Genomic DNA, 18,828 nt, shown 5'->3' on the forward strand with positions numbered 1-18,828 from the left:
TGGTTCGTCAGTCTAAAGCATGCTGAAACTTGCGAAGAAATACGGTCGGTTTCTTGTCTTGGGGGATCTGCATCTCGACTTCTGGTTGGCCTCTGGACGTCTGCCGTTCAGAAAATCTGACTTTGGAGATCTGGATGCGTTGATTATTGCAGGTGACCTGACAAACAAGCCGAAGGTCAGATGGCGGAAGGCCATAGCCGTGCTGGCAGATTTGATCGACCGCAACAAGATCGTAATCGTGCCCGGCAATCACGATTACTACGACTTTCAACTTGACAGGGACGACAAGCTCAAACGGCTTGCAGAAGCCGAAGGAACACTGTTTGCGCAGAAATGCAATATCGAAATCGGTGATCTCTGCTTGCTTTTGTGTACCTTATGGACCGACTTCGAACAGGACGGCAACTATTGGAAAAATGTCGCGACTGCCGCACAGCAGATGAACGATTATCGTTACATTCGGCTGGCAGCGTCGAAGTATCGTAAAATCAGACCCGAGGATACCAGGCGCGTCCATGACGCGCATCGAGCATGGCTTGAAACGCAATTGGAAGCTTCCCGGCAACAACGGACAGCCGTTGTTACACATCATTCTCCGCTGTTGGAAGCTGCGCGCGGCGACGAAAAACTGGGTTTTTGTTATGCTTCAGACCTGCGGGATCTCATTTTGCGTTTTCAGCCGGAATTTTGGTGCTTTGGACACACGCATACCGGGTTTCAAGAACAGGTGGGCCGGACGCTCGTCACCAATGTTTCACTTGGATATCCTGACGAGGCAGGTCTCACAATCTCGTTGTTGAACCGGGCCGTCATCGAGTTCTGATATTCTTGCAGCAGTGCAGACTGAGCAAAATCTGCACAAAATATCCGATACCTCTGCCGTTTCGCGCCACGTAATCTGCCAAATATGACGAAAAATCCCTCTGTTGACCGGGTGCCGTCTTTTTTGGTGCGCCCTCGCGACTGAGGATTTCATTTATGACAGATGACAACGACCTTAATTCTTTATCGACGCCAGCGATGCCGCAGCCACCCGCCGCGTCGAAATTCATGACCTTTCTGAATTCCCCGGCGGTCAAATTTGTTTTGATCGGGGTGCTGAGTTTCCTGCTGTTGATCCCGAGCGTATTTGTCTGGGTTCTGGTTGAGGAACGTTCCCACAGGGCAAGCGAAGTGGCGCGGGATATCGCCAGATCCTGGGGTGGTACCCAGGAGATCAACGGTCCCTATCTGGTAATTCCCTTCACCGAGACGTTTACTTCGGGTCTTGGTGATGAACTGAAGACGAAAACCGTGCAAAGGACAGCCGTCCTGTTTCCCGAACGATTGAGCGTGGCAGGTGACATCACGGTTGAGGAGCGGAAGAAGTCCATTTATGCGCTTCCGGTCTACAAGGGCCGTATGGATCTCAGCGGAGAGTTCGCCGTACCTCCTCAGGATATGTTCGAGCCAAAGCATGGCGGCACCATCGACGTGGCCGCGGACAAGGCCGTTCTCGTCGTTGGAATTAGCGACGTCCGGGCATTGAAAAGCGAGATCGCGCTTGGCCTTGACGGAAATAGACCGGTTCCTTTCGAACCGGGTCTCGGCCCGTTGTCAATGAACGCTGAAAGACGCGCCTATCAGGCGATTACGCCATCCGGGATCAATGCATCCGTTGCACCGGCCACATGGCGGAAGGGATTTTCCTTCGACATTCCCTTGCAGCTCAACGGGTCCACGGCAATCTACTTTGCGCCAGCAGGGCAAACCACAAAAGTGGCTCTGCAGTCCGACTGGCCCCATCCCGGTTTCACCGGTGCCTTCCTGCCCGAAACACGGACCATCTCCGACAGCGGTTTCGAGGCGGACTGGACCATTCCCTATCTTGCGCGCGGCATTCCGAAGGTCTTGGAAACCAACCAGGTGCCGCTGCAGGGCAAACTCCTGGGCGTAAAATTCGTCGAACCCGTCAATTTCTACCAGACGATCTCGCGTTCTCTTAAATACGCGATCGGTTTCATCAGTCTGACCTTCCTGGCCGTCTTTGCCCTTGAGATGCGGTCCGGATGGCGTTTCCACTGGATCCAGTACGCGTTGGTTGGTCTCGCGCTGATCATCTTCTACGTCATGCTGCTCGCATTTGCAGAACATGTCGGGTATGGGACCGCCTATCTGATTGCCGCTGGCGCAGCGACACTGCTGAACGCCGTCTACATCGGAACTTCGCTCAAAAGCCGCGTGGCCGGGCTGGTCATGCTGACGGTCTTGGGCAGCATCTTTGCCGTTCTGTTCGCCTTGATGCGGGAACAGGACTACGCGTTGCTGATTGGTTCCATAATCGCTTTCGTCGCCTTGGCGATTACGATGTTCGTTACGCAGCTGATCGATTGGTCGGGCGACCAAAAAACGGGCGGCAAGCCTTCAGCAGACCCGGTTTGATCCGAAAATAACCTCCCTGAGCAAAGGCGGGTCTGTAACCCGTCTTTCTTTTTGAATGCGGGTCGCATTCTGGGACCGGTTGGGCGGCGTTTACGAACTTGGCGTCGTTTCGTTGATTGAGCGTTTTTTCCGCCTGCCACCACGAGAAGAACGATCTCACAATTGCGGCAAGCGGAAAGGCAACAGTCACGGCCATCTCACGGCGATGTGCAGGCGCGCGAACGGAGTTGAGTTGTCTCCGCACGAGAATGCGTTACCTCTATCACCAACCGATGGAGGACTTTTTATGAAGCGCATGTTGCCGCTAACTTTCCTTGCCGTTCTTGTCAGTGCCACTCCTCATGCATCCGTCCAGGCCGAAACGGCCATTCTGGCGGGGGGCTGTTTCTGGTGCGTGGAGTCGGATCTGGAGAAGCTTCCGGGCGTTCGTGACGTTGTGTCAGGCTACGCCGGCGGCAAGACGCAGAACCCGACCTACAAGAACTATGAGCGTGGCGGTCACCGCGAAGTCGTGAAAGTCGATTTCGACGAAACGCAGATTAGCTACGGCGATCTTGTCGGCATTTTCCTGCGCACCGTCGACGTGACCGATCCGGGTGGCCAGTTTTGCGACCGTGGCTTTGGCTATTCCACCGCGATCTATCCGCTCGATCAGAAACAGGCTGCTGCGGCCAAGGCTGAGATCGACAAGGCCAACAAGGCGCTTGGGGGCAAGGTTGTGACACCGATCGAAGCTTCCGCAGTCTTCTGGCCCGCAGAGGACTACCATCAAGCTTACTACAAGAGCAACAAACGCACGTTGACCCGGTTCGGGTATGTCACACGCGCAGAAGCTTACAAAGGCTATCGCAAGGCTTGCGGCCGGGATGCGCGGGTAAAGTCGGTTTGGGGCGGTGAAGCCTACAAGGGTATTCCCAAGGCTGGTTCCTGAAGAAGAAGAACCCTGCGGCCCGGTCCAGACCGGGCCTGCCGCCTTCAAATCCCGGCTTCGAATGCTTCAACAAGGTCGATAAACGCTTCGCCGTATTTCTCGAGCTTGGATTGACCGACCCCGGAAATAGCGAGCAGTGCATCCGGATTGACCGGACGGGCAGCTGCAATTCCGGCAAGCGTTGCATCAGGAAAGACAACATAGGGCGGAACGTTCTGGTCCCGTGCGATCTGTGTGCGCAGCCTGCGCAGGCGCTGAAACAGAAGTTTGCCGTCTTCATCGAGCTCATCTGCGACCGATGCTGCCCGCGAGGAGCGGGTCTGCTTGAGTCCGGCTGCGTTTCTGTCCTTGCGCAGCGAGATCGTTTCATCTCCGCGCAGAACAGGACGGGCTTTTTCTGTGAGCACGAGTGCGCCGAACTGTGCGTGATCGACGTCGACGAAGCCAGCTGCGACTAGCTGCCGTGCGATCGATTGCCAGGTCTTTTGTGAAAGATCCTGGCCGATCCCGAAGACCGACAGATTGTCGTGCCTGAAACGCGTGACCTTCTCGTTGCTCTTACCGAGAAGCACGTCAATTACATGTCCTGTACCGAAACGCTGGCCTGTCCGGTAGATCGCGGACATCAGCTTTCGGGCAGCCTCCGTTCCGTCCCAGGTTTCAACGGGTGACAGGCAGGTATCGCAGTTGCCGCAGGGCTGGGGATAGGTCTCGCCGAAGTGCGCAAGCAGGGCCTGCCGCCGGCAGCCAGCGGTCTCGCAGATGCCGAGCAGCGCGTTGAGTTTGGCATTTTCCGCACGCTTGACCTCGTCGGGCGCATCGCCCTCCGCAATCATTCGCCGGCGCTGCACAAGGTCGGCCATGCCATAGGCCAGAAAAGCCTCGGCGGGCTCGCCGTCGCGCCCGGCCCGGCCGGTTTCCTGATAATAGGCTTCGACGGAAGACGGCAGGTCGAGATGTGCGACATACCTGACATCGGGTTTGTCGATCCCCATGCCGAATGCAACTGTTGCAACGAGGCAGAGACCCTCTTCAAGCAAAAAGGCATCCTGGTTGGCCGCACGCCGATCGGCCGGAAGTCCCGCATGATAGGGGAGTGCCCTCGTTCCCTTGGTGGTCAGCCATTCGGCGATTTCCTCGACTTTCGCCCGCGACAGGCAATAGACAATACCGCTTTCGCCCTTGTGCTTGGACAGGAAATCCAGAAGTTGCTGACGCTGGTTCGAGCGTTCGACGATTTCGTATCGGATGTTGGGCCGGTCGAAACTGGTGGCAAAGACCGACGCTTCCTCCAGCTTCAGTCTGGCAAGGATGTCCTTTTGTGTATGCGGGTCGGCTGTTGCGGTCAGCGCGACGCGCGGCACACCGGGATAACGTTCTGCCAGACAGGATAGCGACATGTATTCCGGTCGGAAATCATGGCCCCACTGACTGACGCAATGGGCTTCGTCGATGGCAAAAAGGGCGATCTCGAGCGTATCCAGAAACCGGCGAAAGCTCTCATTGCCCAGCCGTTCGGGCGTTACGTAAAGGAGGTCGATGTCACCGCGGCGAAGATCCTCTCTCAAGGCTTCCTGCTCATCTGGCATGAGCGTTGAATTTAAGGCCGCCGCGCGGACACCGGCCGCGCGAAGCGCACCGACCTGGTCTTTCATCAAGGCGATCAGCGGTGACACGACAACACCGACACCACGCCTGCAAAGCGCGGGGATCTGATAGCAGAGGGATTTTCCGGCACCGGTCGGGAAGAGCACCACGGCATCGCCGCCGTCAACGAGCGTTTCTATGACTTGCCGCTGCTTTCCCCGGAAGCTGTCATATCCGAAGACGGTCTGAAGAACGGCAAGCGGTCTTGGTTCCACGCGAATGCCCGGAACGCCATCATGATGATAGGGTTCGGCATCCTCCGCGATCAGTGCGGGTGAAACGGGCATGCTGCAGACGGTTCCTGTTCGGCCAATCGACGCTTATCGGTTGCACAATGTCTTATTCGCCGCACAGATCAAAGCCGCTGGCGCTTTAGTCCTGTGGATGACTTGGGAAGGCCGCAGGTAAAGAGGCTTTCCAGTCTGGTTGTGAACTCACGTTAAGGCACTGACCTGAGGCTCAAGCCGGTCTTCACACTTGCGCGTTCCCTCGGACAAAAAGGCAGTGCCTTGAAATCCTGCTCCACTTCATCGCTGATTTCCCTGAGGTCAATGGTTCGCGTCAGCGGAAAGAAGGCGTCTGCCGCTCCGGTTCGCATGTAGACCTTGAGCGAAAGCGTACCGTCCGGCAGTTCCCCCCTTCGACAGGCATCCGCATGCACACCGAGCGACCCGCCGACATCTTTCCCGTCGTTCTCTGATTTCAGCTTCCGCACGTCAGCCTGCACCTGCCGGAGCCGTTCATAGTCAGACGGCTTGATGGTAAAGGTTTCCAGATGCGTACCGGTTGTGGGCGCCAGGCCTTCGGGAGCAGCTAACGTGCTTTGAAGGACAAAGACTTCTTCCAATGTGTCGGTCTTTATGGTCAACGTGGCACCGTTCTCACGGACGGCCAGTTGTTCAGGGCTGCGCACCGCGATCCCGAGGTCTTCGGGAGCTGCTGCAAGTGGGTCGAAACGCGATAGCTTGTAGAGAGATGTTGGCGTGAGCGTTGAGCATGAGGCCAAGAGTGTGAAGACTGCGGCAGTGGCGAGAACCGCATTGTGCTTTGTCAGTGAGACATGAGGAAGAAAAAACATCGAGAGATATGATCCTGTTTGACATCTAATTATTATTGTTTAACAATAATTTTTAAACTCGATAGATTTAGAATAAGGTTGAAGTATGACCAAGCAGGCAAGCGCGCAACCTGCGCAAAGTTTTCCGAACGGCAGTCATGTGCCTGACGGTTACAAAGGCCGGGAACACCGCCTGAGCAAAGGACTGCGGATTATGTGTATCGTCTCAATGGTCGGGATGATCGTCGCCGGTGGATTGTTTGCCGTCTGGCCGGAGCACCTGGTTGCATTTCTGGATCAGCAGCTTGCCGGTACGCCCTATGACAAGCCGATGCCCGACTGGAAACGCACCGCGCTCGCTGCGGTTTTCGCCTTGCCCTGGGCGGTTGGGCTTTATGTTCTGTGGCTCCTGGCCAGATTGTTCAATCAATACGCCAACGGCTACGTGTTCAGCCTGACATCCTGCAGGCTCCTGCGCCGCATTGGTATTGCGATGCTGCTTTCAGCGGTCCTGGCCTTCCTGACGCCGACCCTGTCCATCCTGATTGCAACGATGGACAATGCTCCGGGCGAGCGGCAGTTGGCACTTCAATTGTCGAGCTCGTTCGTCTTTTCGGTCATTGTCGGCGGACTGCTTCTGGTGATTGGCCAGATCATGACCCGAGCCGTCGAATTGGACGAGGAGAACCGGAGCTTCGTGTAACGATCAGAGATGGGGTGGGCGATCTTGGCTTTTCGAACAGCTGAAAGACTGGAATGAGACCAGGAAGAAGCTTCCGGGGTTGGATGAAGCTCACAATAATCGGATGCGCCTGTACCGCCAGCTGTAGTTACCTTCGGCACGAAGCCGCATTTCGCTCTCAATGCAACGAAGGTCGGGTCTGAGCGCAAAGTGAATGGTGCTGAGATCAATCTGAGTGGCTGTTGTGCTTGCGACAAGATTTTGGGACATCGGTCAGACGATGTCTGAATGGCAGAAAACGATTCAATCAAGTGGGTGAGCCGGGTGTGTTGCGCTAACCTATCATCAGAAAACAACGTTCATCATGACAAGTGAAACAACGAGAAACAGCAAGGTCATAACGCCGCCTGTTCGCACGAAGTCAACGACTGTATACCCTGCTGGACCCATAATGAGTGCATTTACCTGATGGGTCGGAATAAGGAACGAATTGGATGTTGAGATCGCGACGGTCATTGCAAAGATGGCAGGGTCTGCGCCTGCTGCCAATGCGATGGAAATTGCCAAAGGAACAAGCAATACCGTCGCGCCCACATTGGACATCACCAAAGTAAATATCGTTGCCAGAACAGCGACGCCCGCCTGCAACGACCAAATTGGCCAACCGTTCAAGATCGTCAAAATCTGCTGAGCGATCCATTCGGCAGTTCCCGTCGCCTGTACTGCCTGGCCAAGCGGGATGAGGCTGGCAAGCAGGAACACGGTGCTCCAACTAACAGCATCATAAGCTTCGTCAATATCTAGAACTTTTGTCACAATCATCCCGACCGCACCAACCAACAGGCAAAGGGAAAGGCGGATGTCGGAAAACAAGATGAGACCAAGAGCAATTGCAAAGAAGAGTAAGGCCCATCGCACCTTGGTTGGGCGAAGCTCTTCCCGCGGAAAGTCCGAGGTTATTACGACAAAATCTCTGTCGCGCGTAAGGTGAGTAAGTGCTTCCCACGTGCTGTGAACAACGAGCGTGTCACCCGCTTGAAATGGAACTTCACCCACGGCAGTTGGAGCGTGATCCGCCGTCTCCACATAACTCAAGGTTTCTCCATTGCGATGAATGGCTAGGAGGCTCGCGCCATATCTCTTTCGGAATACCAGATCATGAGCGCACTTTCCGATCACAGATGAACCGGGGGGAACCACCATCTCGGCAACCCCGGACTTGGTGGGCGCATAATCTTCCGCGAAGACTTCCAAGGATGGGAGCACTTTGAAGCCCTCCGCCTCCGCCATTGCTTGAATGGTCTTCTCTCGTCCCAGGATAACAAGGCGACACGGTGTCACTATTTTGGTCTGAATGACGGGCGCAAACCAGCGATGTCCCTGAAAAAATGTTCCTATGACATAGACATGGTAACGCTGCATCAGCTCGTCGAGCGTCTGACCCTCTACGGAATGGTTTTCGGGTAAGACGATCTCATAAATGTCGGCCTTTAGGCCGTAGATTCTCTTCAGATAGTCTTTAAGCGATTGTCCGCTGGTCCCATCGTCGAACTTTGTTCCTTTGGGTAGGACCCAACGACCAAACAACACGAAATATAGAATTCCGGTGACCACCAGGCATATACCGACCGGTGTCACTGAAAACAGGCCAAATGGTTCCATCTGATCTGCCGCCGCCAGACCGTTATTTGCGCTTAAAATTAGATCGTTTAACAGAATGAGAGGGGAAGAGCCGACCATCGTCAGTGTGCCACCCATGATGGCACAAAATCCCATCGGCATGAGCAACCTGCTGAGAGGCAGCTCTGTGCGCACAGATATGCGACTGACAACGGGTAAGAATAGAGCCGCCGCGCCCACATTCTGCATGAAGGAGGAGATGACCCCCACAGTGCCGGAAATGATCGCGATTATACGCCGCTCTGTGTTGCCGCCGTATTTCAATATTGTCGCAGCAACTTTGCTCATCAGGCCTGTCTTGTCCAAACCTGCACCGATAATCATCACTGCTATGATTGAGATCACGGCATTGGAAGCAAACCCATCGAACAGATGATTGACATCGGCCAGTCCACCCATTCCAGGCAAAAAGCTCAAAACGCCCAGCATCACCATTACTAAAATAGCAGAAAGGTCTACACGCAAAATTTCGGAGACGAACAGGAAAACAGTGAATGCCAACAGGCCAAGTACCACAATCATCTCTGTGGTTAGCGCAACGACATCCATCCCGGTCCCCCAAACCAGTGTGCTCTTTCTTTTTCAACAAACACTTGTTTTCAGCGGAACCGAATTAACAAAAGTACCTTGTATCTTCACTCGCACACTGCATTCTTACTCGATGCAGTTGGGATTTTACCCCATGTGACAATGAATGCAAATATCCGCGCTAATTATTCTCAATATCTTTTGTTTTGATTTCAATATATCGAGACTTGTATAGATTATAGTTCATTTTCATCTAATATAATTCACTTAGATACATCTGCACCCAAAGACATGTCTGAATAATATATTTTATAGTTAGCGTTACCTCAAAAGTGCCGCGAGATTTATGAAGGGCACAGACTTCGAGCCTGGCACCCGGATCAATATCGACTTTTCAATGGGGCAACTGTTGGCATTTCTGCTCATCTGAACGATGCGAGCGCTCCGCATTTCCATTTTCAGGGGTTAACGCGACCCGTCAGCTCAACGTTTTCATGTCGGTGTGAAGCAGGCTTTGGCAGCTACACTAATTCGATGCCTTCCAATGTGATGCTCAACGCAACACTCGCAACAATCAGACGTACTTGGTTCGCCGGCATGCAATTACCTCCGGCACGAAGCGACTTTTCGATCTCAATGTGACGAAGGCCAGGTCTGAGCCCCGGCGATACAGTGATCGTTCATTTCTTATGGCAACTTTGGGCAAAACAACCACCGCACAGCTCTAGATCTCGCGTCGGACGGCTGTGAGCAGCATTCGCACCAAGGCAGGCTGCGATCGGACACCTAATTTGTCATACGTCCTTTGAAGGTGCGTTTTTGCGGTGTTTGGGCTCATGCCCAAAGCATCTGCAGCTGTCGATATGTCTGCACCTGCGATGAGTTTTCGAGCGATCTTTTCTTGTGCGTCCGACAATCCATAAGCTTTTGCCGCCGAAGCGATTTGGCAATCGAGACGTTCTTCGTCGTCGAAAGCGATGAGCAATTTGCCGTCTCGCAGCATTGCCCAGCAGACATGCGCTACGCCAGTATCGTCTCGCCCAAGAGAAACAACACGGCTCACGGCCTCTTCGTTCAAGCCAGGCGTAAGTTGGCTACGGATTTCATTGAGCCAATTCAGTGCCTCCAACAGCGACGCGCGAACTTCGTCTTCGCGAGCCCATAACTTCTGCGCTTTTTGGGCCAGTATCGGATGCAGCAGCAATTGCTTTTCTGCGCTCTCGTTCATCCAGATAATACGGCCGGACCTGTCGACTTCAACGATGGGTGCGTTTGAATAATTCGCTCTTATCTGCGTGCTGACCAAGCAGCTGATCTTCCAGCAAGCGTCCACTTTTTGCAGAATTTTGAGCTCATGATACCGGCGCAATGTTCCATCAGCGATGCTGGACATGTCTCCATATTGATCATAGCTGACCCATGCCATTTCAGGGCTAATCACAACATTGAGGTTATCTCGTTCAAACGACTTTGGCGGGCGCCATTTTGTGGGTTCTGAAAGAATGCGCTTCATTTGCGCTTTGATCTCATCCCCCGTCGCCACAGTTACACCTGTTGCCACATGGGTTTGGATACGGCGCGTTTGGGGACCATCGTGCCAGCATGATTGCCAGGCGTCATAGTCGCGTTGGAGATAGGCCTCGGTTTCGGCCTCTAAAACAGCGAGTATTGCGACATGATCTTCGTTCGATTCTTGCGTCATGACACAGACTGTGACTTCGCCTGTCGCGAATGTCCGGCAATACGTAAAAACAGGCGAAGTGTGAGAGCCCAATTCAACAGCACTCGCACCTTCTCGCGCGCTTTGCTTTCAATGTCTAATCCAGCCATCTCAGCATAATAAGCTTCTTCATCTATTGGGTTACACCTTGTACTGTGCCGTTCGCTAAGTGCGATGAGCCCGATCGCCTGTAAGTCCATGCCGACCTCTGAATTCCGCCAGTGTTTGGGCGGCAGAATATGTCGGTCGAAACAGAACGCTTGTCATACGCTCGGATGACAGGCTTGCAATTTGACATGGAATAAGAAGAAACCTGTACCAGCTTCTTGCTGAGACCCGCAAAACGTAACCAGGAGAGGTTCATGACAGTCGATGGGTTTATTGCCGTAGTCATCGCGTTTTTCATAGTGACGGTTTCACCTGGACCAGCCAATATTGCTGTGGCGACGGTTTCGATGAGCCAAGGCCGAAAACGGGGCCTGCTCTTCGGGTTCGGGTTGTCTTGCGGATTGGCTTTCTGGGGTCTCGTGGCGGCGACGGGCTTGGGAGCGGTTTTGCAGGCATCAGAATATGCACTGATGGCAATAAAACTGTTAGGCGGCGGATACCTGCTGTGGTTGGCTTTTCAATCTGCCAGGACTGCTGCAAGGCCGGCAACCAAGCCCCATTCAATGAACGGGTCGGGAAACTGGTTCTTGCGCGGCCTCATCTTGAACCTTTCAAACCCGAAGGCCGTCGTCGCCTGGATGGCGGCTCTATCAATGGGTTTGGGAAATGGTGAAGGGGCGATGCATCTCGTGATCATAACCCTTGTCTGCATGGTTTTGGGCGTGATCAACTACACCGGGCACGCTGTTGTCTTCTCGAATACCAAGATCATGAAGGCCTACGAGAAGGCGCGTAGATTGGTTGAAGGTGTGGTTTCCGGATTGTTTGCGCTTGCCGGTCTCGGATTACTCAAATCAGCGCTATCTCGTTAGTTTGTGAAATTCCGCTGAAACGGCACTTGCGCAAGGCAGACACCATTGGTCTGCCATCTTTTGTCCGTTTTGTGTGTATTGCGGCGGCGCGTTGCGTTTGCCGCAAAGGTCTGTTCGGGGACAAACTTGGCCGACACTGTGCTCTGGCCAGAAGCCTGCACTGCGTGTCGGTTCGATACAAAAACTCAAGAATTGCCTAGCTTGTCTCCCACGGTGCGGAAACTGCGAACAGCTCTCGCACGGTATCGGCAAATTCTTCAGCTCTCCTGGACAAAGGCCGGACAGCCGGACGGACAATTTCCGCGTCTCGCCCGTAAGTGCGATGATCTTTCAGAACGGTCTCGAGTGCCCCGGCTTTAATTGCGTCGTGGCACACGAAATCGGGTTCAAGGCAGATGCCCAGACCCGCTATGGCCGCGTCGACCAGCACAGTGCCGTTATTGGCGACAATGCGCGGTGACAGCTGCACATCGACCGTCTGTCCGTTTGGACGCGAAAAGCGCCAGCGCGCCGGATCCGGTCCAACCCGGTAGGCCAGAGCCGAAAGGCCGGCCAGGTCTTCCGGTTTGCTTGGGCGGCCATACTGATCCCAGAAAGCAGGGCTGGCGGCGACGACGTAATGTACGGCAAAAAGCGGTTCGGAGGTGAGGGTCCGGTCTTCCGAGCGTCCAAGGCGGATCGCGAAATCAAAGCCTCCTTCGATCAGATCGACGGGCCGATCGCTCATTTCGATATCAAACTGAACCTCGGGATTTGATGCCGCGAAGTCGTTGGCGAGAGGCGACAGATAGCGCAGGCCGAAAGCAGGCGGGCAGGCAATGCGGATCAGACCCCTGACCGGGCCCTCCTCACCGGAGGCGGCGCTGTCCGCTTCTCTAAGATCAGACAGGAGACGCAAACAATGTCGATAATATGCGCGGCCTCTTTCGGTGGTTTTGACGCCGCGTGTGGAGCGCCGTGTGAGTTTTACGCCAAGCCTGGCTTCCAATTCGTCGACCCTGCGGCTGACCGCCGAAATCGCCACGTGTTGCCGTTCTGCTGCGGCTGAAAACGAGCCCGTCTCAACAACCGCCACAAAGGCCTCAATTTCAGCAAATCGGTTCATTTACTTTTCCAATAATTAGATATCAGTTTTCTATTTATCTCATCTACCACTAATTTTTAGAAATAATATTTTCAGAGCGCACCCTCGTTTCAAAAGATGCCGAAGGACCAACACATGGGACAGCGCCCGCATCCGTCTCCCATTTTCGCGTTTGTCATCTTGTGGCTCGTCGGTTGGACGCTTCGCGTGCCGGTTCTGGCGGCGCCGCCTCTTGCAACCCGGATTGCCGAATCTTACGGGTTGGAAGCTGCCGGTATCGGCGCTTTGACCATGTTGCCCGTGGTCGCCATCGCCTTTGGCGCTATACCGGCTGCGTTCATGATCGGGCGTTTCGGTGTGAAGGCATCAATAGTTTTCGGTATCTTGTTGATGGCGGTCGCTTCGACTGCCCGCGGCCACGCGCCCTCGATCCTGTCGTTGTTTTCAGTTTCGGTTTTGATGGGATTTGGCGTTGCCGTATTTCAGACGGCATTGCCTTCAGCCACCCGGGTTTGGACGCCCGGTCATATTGCGCTTGGGAATGCTGTCTACCTGAACGGAATGATGGTTGGCGAGATGTCCGGTGCGGGATTGACCTTGCCCGTTATGCTGCCACTGGCTGGAAACGATTGGCGCACGGCACTGTTGCTTTGGTCTGTTCCGATAGTTCTCATCGCGCTGGCAAGCTTGTTCGCGCGAGCTCCAGCAGTAAAATACGCGTCGCCCGAAGTCATCTTGGAGAGGCGGCTGCCGACGCCATCGCTTCCCAGATGGAATGACGGGACAGTCTGGCAGTATGGTTTGCTCCTTGCCGGGTCAGTTGCCCTTTTCTATGTCATCAATTCCTATGCTGGAGCTATTCTGGAAGCGCGAGGAGAAACCGGGGCGCTCGCCTGGTTGCTCCTGCTCTACAATGCAATGCCATTGCTGGCCTCCTTCTTGGTCTTGGCGACGCCGGGATGGATCGGCAGGCCAGGGCCAATAGCAGTATCAGCGGTTTTGTCTGTAATCGGGCTCGCCGGGTTTATCTTTTTCTCAGGATGGATCGCGTGGTCAGGAGCCCTCCTCACCGGTTTCGCAGCTTCGGTGGAACTCATCCTGTTGGTGTCGCTGCCGGCAACCATTGCAAGCGGACAAGCGGTTACCCGGCTGACAGCGGGAATGACGCTGATTGGCTATGGTGTTGCATTCGTCTTGCCAATGGCGGGCGGCTGGTTGGCCAACCAGTCAGATTGGCTGGAGTTTTCTCTTGTTCCGTCTCTGGTGTTCGGCGTCGCCGTTCTGTTCCTTGTCGCAAAAGAGCGCCGCTATCCGGTATATACGTAAGCACCTTGAATGGCGCAGATCGTAAGGCGATGCCGCACATGCAACGCGAAACCAGGCTTCATACCGGTGGACGCATCTCGTGCCAGTGCGTGCGCCTTTGAAACTCTGTGGCAAGGTCGAGCAATCCGGTTTCCCTGAAGGGACGGGCGACGATCTGCAGTCCAATCGGCAGGCCGTCCTTTGTCTGCCCGCAAGGCAAACTGATGGCTGGATTGCCGGTCAGATTGAACCCGCATGTAAACGGGATCAGCGTTCCCAGTTCTTCTGTCGGATCGAAATTCGCAAGAGGCATCGCCGGACGCGGTGTGGTGGGTGTGAGCAGGAACTGGGTGTTGGCAGCGGCAAAGGCGGCGGACAGTTCTGCCTTGAGTTGCGAGCGCACACGCACGGCCTCCATCAATCGGTCCGCAGGGATCTCCAGTCCGGTTTCAATCATGTCTGCGACTGTGGGCGTAAAACGGTCACGGTGTTTTTCCAGCATTGCCGCATTGGCACAGGCAAGTTCCGCAGAGAAGAACGTCACAATTGCGCCTACTGCCATAGGCAGCGTCGGCAGCTCGATTTCGACAATCTCTGCGCCGCTCCGTCGGAAAGTGTCGCAAGAAGCCGAAAACGCGCGCTTGATATCCGGATCGAGGGGACAGGTATCTGACAGTGCCCCAAGAGTGGCTTCACCGAGAACTGCGATCCGATCTGTATGCGGCGGGTTTTGTTCATGGTGACCGCGCGCTTGCAGCGTTGACGCGTCCCAGGGATCGGGACCGGCCAGAATGGGAAGAACCCGAGCGACCTCTTCCGCCGATCGGGCAATGATCCCGACATGGTCAATCGAAGGCGCGGACGCCTCCCGCATCACCCCGTGCGAACTGATCAGCCCCCAGGTCGGTTTGAGGCCGGTTGTTCCTGTCATTGCTGCGGGAATGCGCACAGATCCGGCGGCATCTGTTCCAAGAGCAAAGCGCGCCGATCCGACGGCGACGGAGACGCCGGCCCCGGCGCTTGATCCACCGGGGTAGCATGAAAGATCCCACGGATTGCGGGTTGGTGGTTGATCGAGGCCGCAGGTCAACTCGTGTGCAATCTGCGTACCGACGAGCGTGCTGCCAGCAGCGCGAAGCCGCGCTACCGCAGTTGCATCGGATGTCGCGACGCGATCCTGGTAGGCCTGCGAGCCGCCCGCGGTCACAACCCCTGCGACGTCGAACACTTCTTTCACTGCGAATGGCCAACCGAAAATCGGCGATTGTGTCCCGGTCTTGTCGGCGTCGACCGATGATGACCGGGCTTCTTGTTCCAACAAGTGCCTGTAGGCGTGGACCTTGTCTTCGGTCCGCGCGACCGCGTCGAGCGCGCGCGTGAGCTGGCTGGTGGCAGTCTCCGACATGGTGTTTCCCGTCTATCGCTGAGCTGTACGGTCGACTAGGTTAAACCCACATCGCTCATTGAAAAAAGGGCTAAGGTATGAACGGCCTTGATGTTTTGGTGAATGCCGCGAATGTCATTTATCTCTGTTCCTATTCGGTTCGCGACATTTTCCGGTTGAGGATCCTGACGGTGCTCGGGATTTCCCTGTTGATGCCGTATTACTACTTTCAGCCGTCGCCACTCTGGGCTCCCATTGGCTGGAATACCTTCTTCCTCTGCATCAACCTCTACTGGATTACCATCCTCCTGGCCGAGAGGCGGCCGGCGCCGCTCACGGCAGAAGAGCGGCGGCTCTACGCGATTGCGCTTCAGAACCTCTCGGAACGCGACGCATTCAAGTTCCTGCGCAAGGGGCAGCGCAAATCCGTTCCCGCCGGGACTGTTCTCGTGATGCAGGGGGCTTCAGTTGAAGAACTGTCCCTCATTGTGGCTGGTGAGGTTGTGGTTGAGCAGGATGGCGAGCGCGTCGACGGTCTCCGCGAAGGCAATTTCGTGGGCGCGATCGCGCTCCTCAGTCAGAGGAACGACTTCACGGCTCCCGTCACGGTTCGGGCGTTGGCGCCAACAACACTGCTGACATGGAGCTTTGCCGAATTGACCTCCGAGTTCTCTCGCAATTCCGCACTACAGGTTGCGATACAGGCGAGCCTGGGTATGGAAGTCTCAAGATGGTTGCAGACAACCAGACACATGCTCCTGCGCGCGTGATCAATAGCGTTTCGGAAAAACTTGAAACAAAGCACATCACCTATCGCGTTGAAATCTATGATTTCAGGCAGCGAAAGGTGATCCAGCCTTTTCACTAAATGCTTTAACAGTGTTTCGGGAAAATAACTGGAAACCCGGATTTATAGTTGGCTTGGCCACCATCGGCCCTTGGATCGCGAGAAACCCGCCTGGAAAGCGCAAATGCATTAAGTCATTGCGCCGTGCTTCGGACGAATACTCCAGGAGACCCCCAGCACAATAAAAAGCAGGACAACGGGAAGGAGCGCCAGCGGGCTCCCCGCCGCGACGAGTGCTGTGCCGGCTGCGCAGGAAATGGACGCTCCGGCCTCTGCGAGCGTCGAAGCCTTCGAAGCGACCTGCCGGCGCCGGAACGTGGTGCGTTTGGCCTGCGCACGAAACCAGAGCTGAACCAGAATGGCACTTGCTGCCGCGATCATTGCACCGGTGAAGGTGACCGCTGCACCCCATAAAGACAGGAACGCCAGACACAGCGTAAGGGGCAGCACGATCGCGGCGACAAGCGTCAGGACCGACAAAACCTTTGCCCAAAGGCGTGTGAACGCAGAGATGGGTGCCGTTGCGATGAGATCGGGCGCGTCCTCGCCCGAAATGGTCAGCCACGCAAGACCGCCGGCCAGCTGTCCGACCGCCATAACGATGACGGGGGCGATGATCACCGAGATCTCCGTGTTCTCGCCAAAACTGACCCAGAGCATGACAGCCGGCGGGATCAGATAAAGCACCTGCATCAACGTCTGGGATACGAGCCAGGGATCGCGGGCGATCAGCTTGAGTTCCTTGTAGACGAGGGCGCCGAGCGGCGCGTGACTGCGAAAGGCCCGTTCGGATGAATGTCCGTGCGGGGTCTTTTCCGTGACACCGAGCGCGGACACCACAATGCGGCGAAACTGAACCGCGCCAAGCCAGGCTCCCGCGGCAAAAAACACAAGGGATGCGGCAAATAACAGAAACACCGCATTGGTCTGTCCGGCCACCGCATGAGCGGGGAACCACCACGCAGAGCCTGCAGTCGGCGCATGGTTTGCCAGAAAGGCCGGGTCAAAGAGCGCGAACCGGGACATCGATCCGAAGGAAAGGATCGCAACAACCTGCATGCCGATCAGGAAGGCCGCACCAACGACCGCCGCCAGAATTTGCGCAGCAAGGCGTGTGCGCTGCGCGCCCAACGTTCGGAACAGCGCGAGGGTAATCATCACACCGGCTCCGGTTGCCGTCAGTGATACCGCCAGGAGAACAACATATGCCGAAAGCCAGCGCTCTCCGCCGAGCACCACGGCAACGTTGAGGAATGGCGAAACAACCAGGGCCGACATCACCCAGCTTGTCATAGCCATCATGACGATGCGCACGAGAAACAGGTCCCGCGAGGGCGCGGGCGAAGACAGGATCAGGTCGAGATCGTCACGGGCATAGAATGCACGCGTCACCGACTCCATCGCCTGCGACAGCATCATCGTAAAGCTGAGCAGCACCGTCACCGAGAGCATTGCCAGTGCCGTCTGATCCAGCGCAAACCCGGCGGTAAAATGGGGGGACAGCACGGCGTAGGCGATCAGATGCATGATCGCATAGAATATGCCCATGCCGGTGAGCGCCCGCCGCAAGCTCGTGTTGCGCCAGCCTGAAAACATCCAGGCCCAGTCGCGCCAGGCGAGCCGCAACTCGTGTCGTGAAAAACGTACCAGGGCGGAAGGGACCGCGATCATGCTCATGCCGCGTTCTCGTCAAGGTGGTTTGCCACACCCGTTTGTGGGGCGCCGGCGGAGACGCCGCCGACGATCTCGAGGAATATGTCTTCCAGGGAATTGCCATCGGCACTCGCCCGTTCGCGCAATTCCGCAAGTGTTCCTTCGGCAACGAGCTGTCCGCGCGCAATGATCCCGATCCGGTCGGCCATGCGCTCCGCGACTTCAAGGATATGTGTCGTCATGATGATCGACACGCCCTGCGCAACAAGGCCGGAGAGCACCTTCTTCACCTGACGCGCAGACCCTGCATCAAGTCCGGTGAGCGGCTCGTCGAGGATGATCAGGCGCGGTTCATGGATCAGGGCACCGGCAAGCGCCACTTTCTGACGCATTCCTTTCGAGAACCCGCCACAGCGTTCATTGGAATTAGGCGCAAGTCCGAAAGACTCAAGCAGGGTGTCTGCCTTGAAGCGCGCAAGGTCCGGCTCCATGGTCCAGAGACCCGCCACGAATTCCAGATATTCCAGCGGCGTCAGCTTGTCGTAGACCATGGGTTCGTCCGGAACCCAGGCCAGGATCTGTTTGGCGGCTATCGGGTCGGAAAAAGCGTCGATACCGCAGATCTTGACGGAGCCTGCATCGGCCTCCAGCAACCCCGCGACCATCCGCAAAGTGGTGGTCTTGCCTGCGCCATTCGGACCCAGCAACGCGTAAAACTCGCCGCCACGCACCGTCAGCGAGAGATCGTCGACGGCCGGTTCACTAAAGCACTTGTGGAGATTGAGGATCTCGAGGGCAGGGGTACTGGAAGGCGGCATCTGTCTCTTGTCCAAAGGAGGTTTGAGCCAGCTTACCGGGGGGACCTTTCACGAGAGTAAAGTCCGGTTATATGCCACGCACAAGGTGTGA

The 18,828-nt window shown here is 55.7% G+C and carries 15 protein-coding genes; 7 read left to right on the forward strand and 8 right to left on the reverse strand.

Translation table 11 applies throughout. The features are described 5' to 3' along the window. Positions 1–19 precede the first annotated feature (19 nt). The 3 genes from ABVF61_RS12875 (at position 20) to msrA (ending at position 3,352) form a co-directional block, all read left to right on the forward strand. Complete coding sequence (locus tag ABVF61_RS12875; RefSeq protein WP_353993956.1) at positions 20–823, forward strand: metallophosphoesterase family protein; 804 nt, start codon at positions 20–22, stop codon at positions 821–823. 155 nt (positions 824–978) lie between these two features. Further along, the gene (gene creD, locus ABVF61_RS12880) at positions 979–2,421 is read left to right on the forward strand and encodes a cell envelope integrity protein CreD (protein ID WP_353993957.1); all 1,443 of its coding nucleotides are present in this window, start codon (positions 979–981) and stop codon (positions 2,419–2,421) included. 286 nt (positions 2,422–2,707) lie between these two features. After that, positions 2,708–3,352 (forward strand): peptide-methionine (S)-S-oxide reductase MsrA, encoded by a 645-nt coding sequence (msrA, locus tag ABVF61_RS12885; protein ID WP_502949962.1) that lies wholly within the window; start codon positions 2,708–2,710, stop codon positions 3,350–3,352. 44 nt (positions 3,353–3,396) lie between these two features. On the opposite strand, the gene recQ is transcribed toward msrA, so the two are convergent. Both recQ and ABVF61_RS12895 read right to left on the reverse strand, forming a co-directional pair. Beyond that, positions 3,397–5,286, reverse strand: coding sequence for a DNA helicase RecQ (gene recQ, locus ABVF61_RS12890; protein WP_353993958.1), 1,890 nt, complete (start codon positions 5,284–5,286; stop codon positions 3,397–3,399). Between the two features lie 152 nt (positions 5,287–5,438). Then, positions 5,439–6,077, reverse strand: a complete 639-nt coding sequence (locus tag ABVF61_RS12895) for a hypothetical protein (protein WP_353993959.1) — start codon at positions 6,075–6,077, stop codon at positions 5,439–5,441. Between the two features lie 85 nt (positions 6,078–6,162). On the opposite strand from ABVF61_RS12895, the gene ABVF61_RS12900 reads away from it, so the two are divergent. Next, positions 6,163–6,759: a DUF2975 domain-containing protein gene (locus ABVF61_RS12900; RefSeq protein ID WP_353993960.1), complete on the forward strand. Its 597-nt coding sequence runs from the start codon at positions 6,163–6,165 to the stop codon at positions 6,757–6,759. A 324-nt stretch (positions 6,760–7,083) separates the two neighbouring features. On the opposite strand, the gene ABVF61_RS12905 is transcribed toward ABVF61_RS12900, so the two are convergent. After that, the gene (locus ABVF61_RS12905; protein ID WP_353993961.1) at positions 7,084–8,967 is read right to left on the reverse strand and encodes an SLC13 family permease; all 1,884 of its coding nucleotides are present in this window, start codon (positions 8,965–8,967) and stop codon (positions 7,084–7,086) included. Between the two features lie 703 nt (positions 8,968–9,670). Beyond that, the gene (locus tag ABVF61_RS12910) at positions 9,671–10,648 is read right to left on the reverse strand and encodes a LuxR C-terminal-related transcriptional regulator (protein ID WP_353993962.1); all 978 of its coding nucleotides are present in this window, start codon (positions 10,646–10,648) and stop codon (positions 9,671–9,673) included. Between the two features lie 380 nt (positions 10,649–11,028). On the opposite strand from ABVF61_RS12910, the gene ABVF61_RS12915 reads away from it, so the two are divergent. Beyond that, positions 11,029–11,646, forward strand: a complete 618-nt coding sequence (locus tag ABVF61_RS12915) for a LysE family translocator (RefSeq protein ID WP_353993963.1) — start codon at positions 11,029–11,031, stop codon at positions 11,644–11,646. A 196-nt stretch (positions 11,647–11,842) separates the two neighbouring features. On the opposite strand, the gene ABVF61_RS12920 is transcribed toward ABVF61_RS12915, so the two are convergent. Beyond that, complete coding sequence (locus tag ABVF61_RS12920) at positions 11,843–12,751, reverse strand: LysR family transcriptional regulator (RefSeq protein WP_353993964.1); 909 nt, start codon at positions 12,749–12,751, stop codon at positions 11,843–11,845. A gap of 114 nt (positions 12,752–12,865) precedes the next feature. Here ABVF61_RS12920 and ABVF61_RS12925 point away from each other — a divergent pair, with 114 nt between their 5' ends. Then, positions 12,866–14,056 (forward strand): MFS transporter, encoded by a 1,191-nt coding sequence (locus ABVF61_RS12925; RefSeq protein ID WP_353993965.1) that lies wholly within the window; start codon positions 12,866–12,868, stop codon positions 14,054–14,056. 58 nt (positions 14,057–14,114) lie between these two features. On the opposite strand, the gene ABVF61_RS12930 is transcribed toward ABVF61_RS12925, so the two are convergent. Next, the gene (locus ABVF61_RS12930; protein WP_353993966.1) at positions 14,115–15,440 is read right to left on the reverse strand and encodes an amidase; all 1,326 of its coding nucleotides are present in this window, start codon (positions 15,438–15,440) and stop codon (positions 14,115–14,117) included. A gap of 77 nt (positions 15,441–15,517) precedes the next feature. On the opposite strand from ABVF61_RS12930, the gene ABVF61_RS12935 reads away from it, so the two are divergent. Further along, on the forward strand, positions 15,518–16,189 hold the full coding sequence (locus ABVF61_RS12935) for a cyclic nucleotide-binding domain-containing protein (RefSeq protein ID WP_353993967.1): 672 nt from the start codon (positions 15,518–15,520) through the stop codon (positions 16,187–16,189). A gap of 206 nt (positions 16,190–16,395) precedes the next feature. On the opposite strand, the gene ABVF61_RS12940 is transcribed toward ABVF61_RS12935, so the two are convergent. Together ABVF61_RS12940 and ABVF61_RS12945 are read right to left on the reverse strand one after the other, a co-directional pair. Further along, entirely contained in the window at positions 16,396–17,943 is a 1,548-nt protein-coding gene (locus ABVF61_RS12940) for a permease (protein ID WP_353993968.1), read from the reverse strand. Beyond that, positions 17,940–18,737, reverse strand: coding sequence for an ABC transporter ATP-binding protein (locus ABVF61_RS12945; protein ID WP_353993969.1), 798 nt, complete (start codon positions 18,735–18,737; stop codon positions 17,940–17,942). The genes ABVF61_RS12940 and ABVF61_RS12945 overlap by 4 nt, the downstream gene beginning before the upstream one ends. Between the last annotated feature and the right edge of the window lie 91 nt (positions 18,738–18,828).

This window comes from Roseibium sp. HPY-6 (genome assembly GCF_040530035.1).
Classification (GTDB): Bacteria; Pseudomonadota; Alphaproteobacteria; order Rhizobiales; family Stappiaceae; genus Roseibium.